Source organism: Nonomuraea sp. LPB2021202275-12-8 (genome assembly GCF_037044575.1).
Lineage (GTDB): Bacteria > Actinomycetota > Actinomycetes > Streptosporangiales > Streptosporangiaceae > Nonomuraea.
This window is the reverse complement of record NZ_JBAHWD010000011.1, coordinates 240560-246559: the sequence shown is the minus strand read 5'-3', so window position 1 is coordinate 246559 and position 6000 is coordinate 240560. Positions and strand designations below refer to the sequence as shown.

Here is a 6000-nt window from a genome sequence, read left to right as displayed (position 1 = left end):
ACGCTTCCGGTGAGCGCCGTCCGTTCCGCGACCGTGACGACCGCGGTCCCAGCCGGGAGGGCGGATACCAGGGCGATGAGCGTTCGCGGCCGTTCTCGCGGGATTCGCGCGACGAGCGCCCCGGCACGCGAGCGAGGTACGGCAGGGACGACCGTGAGGCCGACGCCCCGCCGCGCGAGCCGCTGCCCGAGGTCGAGCCCGACATCACCGCCGAGGAGCTCGACAAGGAGGTACGCGAGGAGCTGAGGTCCCTTCCGGGCGACCTGGCGGAACTGGTCGGCCGGCACATGGTCGCCGCGGAGCGCGCTCTCGCGGCGGACGATCCCGACAAGGCGCACGAGCACACCAAGGTGGCTCGCAGGTTCGCGGCCAGGATCGGTGTCGTACGGGAGGCCGCCGGCATCGTCGCCTACCGGGCGGGGCATTTCTCCGAGGCGTTGAGCGATCTGCGTGCCGCCAGGAGGATGACCGGTTCGGACGCGTACCTGCCGGTCATGGCTGACTGCGAGCGCGGGATGGGCCGGCCGGAGCGCGCGCTGGACCTGGTCCGTTCGCCTGAGGCGGAGCGTCTCGACCGGGCGGGGCGTATCGAGCTGTCGATCGTGGAGTCCGGCGCTCGCCGTGACCTCGGCCAGCATGACGCCGCTGTCATCACTCTCCAGCGCCTGCCCGAGTTGCGGGATCCGCAGCCGAAGCCCTGGTCGGCGCGGCTCGCGTTCGCCTACGCCGACGCTCTGGCCGAGGCCGGGCATGACGAGGCGGCCGCGGACTGGTTCGGCAGGGCGATGGCCTTCGACGAGGACGGCGAGACGGATGCCGCCGAGCGATACGCCGAGCTGACCGGTGCCGTGATCGAGGACGTCGAGGAGGAGTTCGACTACGAGGACGACTTCGACGACGCCGGAGCCTCGGCCACTGGTCCGGAGGTGGACGACGAGGCGGATGACGCGGCGGCGTTCGCGGAGGCGGGCGACCTTCTCGAAGGTCCGGCCGCCGACGAATCCGAGAGCTCCGCGGGCGACGATTCGCGACCCGACGACGTCCTGGACGGTACGGACGGGCCCGAGTCGGATGACGAGGCACGAGCCGCCGGCGACGATCCCGAACCGGGTGACGTACTGGACGAGCCGCAGGACGTGGCAGCCGATGGTTCCCCTGGTCGAGGCGTTGCCTCGGCCGAGGAGCGGGAGGGCGGCACGGAGTCCAGTGGCTCCGATGACGACTCCGCGTCCGAGGCCGAGACGGCTGACAGCGCGGTGCCTGAGGCTCAGGCGTCCGAGGCAGCACCGTCGGACGCAGCACCGTCGGACGCAGCACCGTCGGAGGCAGCACAGTCCGAAACGGAGTCGTCCGAAACGGAGTCGTCCGTGACCGACGAGTCCGCTGCCGAGGCTCGCGACTCCGACGCAGGACAGGCCAAATCGACCACCTCGTCCGTCCCGAACATCTCTCCGGCCTTCATCGAGCCGGACTTCGGCGACATCCTCAACCAGCCCGGCGAGGGCTCTGAGGAAACGCCGAAGCGCGACGGATAACACTTCATGCGGGTACGGAGTGCCGTACCCGCATGAAGTATTACGGCGAGACGCGGTTGAGCCAGTGAAGGATGCCCGCGACGTTCGAAGGAGCGCCGCTGAGGAGTTCGAACTGCTCGGCCGTGCCGTCGTCGGAGTCGAGGGCGGTGTATCGCTCCTTGGTGCGGTCGCGGACCATGGCGACGGCGTGATCGAGGTCCATGCCTTCGGAATGGGCCTGGCGGGTCAGATCCACCCAGACACGAAGCTCCTCCGCGGACCGTTCGAGCGTTTCACGTACGGCGTCAACAGGGCCGTAGTGGCTGAACAGGAGCCTTTGCGGGCCAAGGGCCTCAAACAGGGCGATCGAGTCGAGTGCGGTCTGCAGGTCGAAGTCCGGCGGCGGCGTCGCGGGACGCAGGTCGCCGGTCTCCGGCAGGTAGACGCCTGCAGCGTCGCCGACATACAGGTCACCGGTGGCGGAATCGATCAGGCCCACGTGGTGCTTGGCGTGGCCGGGAGAGTAGTGGCTGCTCAGCGTCCTGCCGTTGCCGAGATCGATGGCGCCGGTGTCGCCCAGCGCGACGATGCGTTCGGCCTCGGTCGGGGAGAGCTCGCCGAAAAGTGTGTCGAGGCGATCTCCCCACACCATCCGCGCGCTGGCCATCAATCGGGAGGGCTCGGCCAGGTGTCGCGCGCCCTTCTCGTGGACGACCACCTGCGCGGACGGGAAGAACTTCGCGATGTCGCCTACTCCGCCCGCGTGGTCCAGGTGGATGTGCGTGACGACCACGGTGGCGAGGTCCTCCGGCCCCACGCCCAGCGAGGCCAGCGCGTCGCGCACCACCGGTGCGGACGTCGACGTCCCCGTCTCCACCAGACAGGGGCGATCGCCCAGAATCAGGTAGCCGGCGGTGATCCCGGTGTAGCCGGCCATCTTCGTGTCGATCTCATAGACGTCGCCGCCTAGGGCGGTGATGTTGTCCACAGGCACTCCCGAGCCGCGTCGACTGTCCCCAGAACGGCATTCGAGCCGAACCGGCCTCTTCCTCATCGTAGAGAGTGATCTCCACGACGACACCTATGGGAGGACGACAATGGACCGTAACGAGGTCTTGCTGGTGGGGCGGCTGTCGGCGGCGGCCGAAGACCGTTGCCTGCCGAGTGGCGACACCATGACGAAGTGGCGGCTGCTGGTGCGCCGCCGCAGGCACCGGCGCGGTGGCATCCTCACCGACAGCATCCCGTGCGTGACCTTCGACCCCGAGGTGGCCGATCTCGTCCGCAGCCTGAAACCCCGCGACCCCCTGGAGATCACCGGCGCCTTCCGCTGCCGGGTCTACGGGCCGTCGGCGGCGAAGATCTGGAGCTACGAGGTGGAGGTGGCCGCAGCCATGCGGATCGAGGCCGAGCTCATGCCCGAAGCCGAGCCGCCGGAGGTGCTGCGGCCCCGGCCGGTCTCTGCCCTGGCCGAGGCGGGTTGAGCGAACCCGGCGGACAGCAGACAGCGGACTCGGCGCAGGGGTGAATGGATCCGGCCGGTGGAGTAACCCGCCCGATCCACGGAATCGCCGGTCTGGCGGATGGCAGGCGGAGGGCTCGGCCGACGGCGAGGCCGGCCTGGCCGCCGGCACATGGCCCTGTCCGGTCGGTTCTGTGTCTGCGGGGCTGCTGCGTGTCCGTGGGTCGCTCTGTGTCCCCCTGGGGCGTTCTGTCTCTGTCTGGGGCGCTCAGTCCGTGGCGAAGGTGCGCAGGACCAGACCTGTTCTGGGTTTCGGGCCGAAGGAGGTGGATTTTCGGGGGACGCGTTCACCGCCTGCCGCGACCGCCAGGACGTCGTCGACGGCAAGCGGCTTGAGGAGGACGGCGGTGCCCCCTGCGCTGATGGCCAGCTGCGCGGCGGCCTGGGCGTCGTGGTGCACGATGCGCACGGTCTGCTCGTCATCCTCCAGGCCCCACACCTTCGGCATCACGAACTCGGTGAGTATCGAGGTGTTCAGCGAGTTCCACCGGTCGGATCGGTCGGCGGGCATGGCGAGTGCGAGCTGCACGGGATCAGGATTCGTGAGGAGGTGGACGCCCTCTTCGCCGGCCAGCAGGAAGGCCGGCTCCTGGGTGGCCTCAAGGGCGGCCAGGCCCTGTTCGAGGTCGTCGTGATCGTGTACGCGCCACGATCCCTTCGCCCGCGCGACCGCCTCCTCCAGGGGGAGGCCGGGGATGACCCGGTGGATCGCCCGGAGGTGGGGGGCGTACGTGGTGGAGTCCACGAGCAGAGCCAGGCCGAAGTCCCACGGGCTGGATGCCGAACGTTTTCCGGGCTCGGCGGAGGCGTGGGTCACGTGTTCCTGGCGCTGGAGTACCCGGTAGGTGGCATATCTGTGGTGGCCGTCGGCGATCAGGGCCTGGCGCTGCCGGAGGTCGTCGTTGATGGCTTCGATCTCGGCCTCGTCGGTGACGGCCCAGAGGCGGTGGGTCAGGCCGTCGTCCGTGTGGGCGGTCACGAGAGGCGGGCGCGTCGACGCCACCTCGTCCACCTTCCGGGTGGCCGAGCCGTTGTCGCCGTCGTAGAGGAGGAAGATGGGTTCGAGGTTGGCCCGAGTGGTGCTCATGAGCGCGAGGCGGTCCGCGATGGGGCCCGGCAGCACGTCCTCGTGAGGCAGGATGATCCGCTGCGTGGGGTCCGCGAGGCCCACGTCCCCGATCAGGCCACGCTGGAGGATGCCCTGGCCACGCTGCTCATAGACGTACAGGGCCGGTTGTTCGTCAGGGACGAGCACGCCGGATTCCAGCCAGGCATGCAGCGTGCTGCGAGCTTCGCTGTACCGGGACGTTGACGACTCGAGAGAGAACTTCTGAGGGCGATTGGGGCTTTCATCCTTACCTGTCGCATCGACCGGCTGCGGCGCGGATGGTTCCGCTGAGCCGGTCGAACGGCGAACGTCGGCGTCCGGAGCGGGCGGTGCGGGAAGGATGAGACGGACGACATTGTTGGGATGGGAGTCCAGCAGGGTACGGACATCCCCGTCCGAAATCAGGTCGTACGGCGGGGAGGTCACCTTGGCGGGATCATCGACGGCGAAGCGGACACCCCGGAATGGGCGCAGCACGAGCCCATCCGGTATCGGCAGTTCGGAAATCCCCATACCGGGCATGCTGCCATAAACGTCTGAGCCTTCCGGCAATCGCCCCGCCGCCACGGTGGCGTCCGATTCCGCAGCGAATCCGTCATATGTCGACGAAGGAGAGCTCACGTATGGTCCAAGGCGGAAACGTTCACGATGATTCCTTCGGCACTCCGGACGGCGACGTCTACGACTGGTATCAGCGTGGGGTGAAGTTGTTGCAGGAGGGCAGCCCCGCTGCCGCGGCCGCACTGCTTCAGCGGGCCGCCGTCGCCGAGCCGGACTCGCGCAGCATCAGGGAGGCGCTGGCCCGGGCTCAGTTCAACTCCCGGCAGTACTCCGAGGCTGCCAGCAGCTTCCGCTGGATCGTCGACGCCAATCCGGCGGAGGACTACGCCTACTTCGGGCTCGGCCTGTCGCTGTGGCGCACGGGTGACATCGAGGCGGCTCAGGAGCCGTTGGCCATCGCCGTGGCCATGCGTCCTGACGAGCGTCACTACGTGTCGGCCCTGAAGGGTGTGCGCGCGACGCTGCGCGCACGCCGGGAGGCGTAGCTCTCCGGAGTTCCGCAGATTGGATGGCAGGCCGGGCGAGGGGGCCGCTGCACCTGTCCTCCTGTTCGTGGGAGGCCCGGGTGAAGGTGGTCACGGGACCTGTCCGCCTGCTCGCTGGAAGGCCGCGACGGGGGCTGACTGCTGCGGCCTCGGCGATTGCCGTGTTTGCTGGATGGTGTGACGGTTCTTCGTACTGAGCGGCTGGAGCTGCGCCCGGCCGGTGTGGACGACGTCGTGGAGTTGGTAGCGCACTGGAACCGGCCTGAGGTGAGGCGCTACCTGTTCGACGACGGCGAGGTCTCTGCCGGCCTGGCTTCCATGCTGTTGCGTGACAGCGACGCGGATTTCGCGCACTACGGCTACGGCCTGTGGAAGGCGTACCTGGGCGCCGAGCTGATCGGGATGTGCGGGTTGCGGCGGCATGAGGACGGGAGAGTCGAGATCATCTACAGCCTCGATCCCGAACACCGGGGGGCGGGGCTCGCCACTGAGGCGGCTCGGACCGTTCTGGCGTGGGGGCGGCGCGTGGGGCTGACGGAGATCCTGGTCGAGACCGACGAAGGCAACCTGGCGTCCCAGCGACTGGCACAACGGCTGGGCGCGGTGGCCGAGCAGGCGGAGGGCGGCCTGCGGCGATACGTGGTTCCGCTCGGAGAGGACTGACACGTCCCGTCGGCGGGGGAAGGCGGGTGGCGGCAAGGCGGGGCCGGGGGGACTGACCCGCTTTACCAACGGGGAAAGGCGGGGCTGGGAGGGCTGACACGCTCTGCCGGTGGGGAAGGTGGGCGGCAGGTCGGGTCGGGCGGCTTC

The 6000-nt window shown here is 69.2% G+C and carries 6 protein-coding genes; 4 read left to right on the top strand and 2 right to left on the bottom strand.

Annotated features, from left to right (window positions below):
* The coding region (locus V5E28_RS22550; RefSeq protein ID WP_336208997.1) for a hypothetical protein at positions 1–1535 on the top strand (1535 nt) is incomplete at its 5' end.
* A gap of 40 nt (positions 1536–1575) precedes the next feature.
* On the opposite strand, the gene V5E28_RS22545 is transcribed toward V5E28_RS22550, so the two are convergent.
* On the bottom strand, positions 1576–2502 hold the full coding sequence (locus V5E28_RS22545; RefSeq protein WP_336208996.1) for an MBL fold metallo-hydrolase: 927 nt from the start codon (positions 2500–2502) through the stop codon (positions 1576–1578).
* 109 nt (positions 2503–2611) lie between these two features.
* Here V5E28_RS22545 and V5E28_RS22540 point away from each other — a divergent pair, with 109 nt between their 5' ends.
* Entirely contained in the window at positions 2612–2998 is a 387-nt protein-coding gene (locus tag V5E28_RS22540; RefSeq protein ID WP_336208995.1) for a single-stranded DNA-binding protein, read from the top strand.
* A gap of 246 nt (positions 2999–3244) precedes the next feature.
* Here V5E28_RS22540 and V5E28_RS22535 read toward each other — a convergent pair whose 3' ends face one another.
* Positions 3245–4657 (bottom strand): DUF1015 domain-containing protein, encoded by a 1413-nt coding sequence (locus V5E28_RS22535; protein ID WP_336208994.1) that lies wholly within the window; start codon positions 4655–4657, stop codon positions 3245–3247.
* Between the two features lie 110 nt (positions 4658–4767).
* Between V5E28_RS22535 and V5E28_RS22530 the strand changes: the two genes are divergently transcribed.
* Together V5E28_RS22530 and V5E28_RS22525 are read left to right on the top strand one after the other, a co-directional pair.
* Positions 4768–5190 carry a tetratricopeptide repeat protein gene (locus V5E28_RS22530; protein ID WP_336208993.1) on the top strand — a complete coding sequence of 141 codons (423 nt, stop codon included), beginning with the start codon at positions 4768–4770 and terminating at the stop codon, positions 5188–5190.
* A gap of 177 nt (positions 5191–5367) precedes the next feature.
* Positions 5368–5853, top strand: coding sequence for a GNAT family N-acetyltransferase (locus V5E28_RS22525; protein ID WP_336208992.1), 486 nt, complete (start codon positions 5368–5370; stop codon positions 5851–5853).
* Positions 5854–6000: the final 147 nt, after the last annotated feature.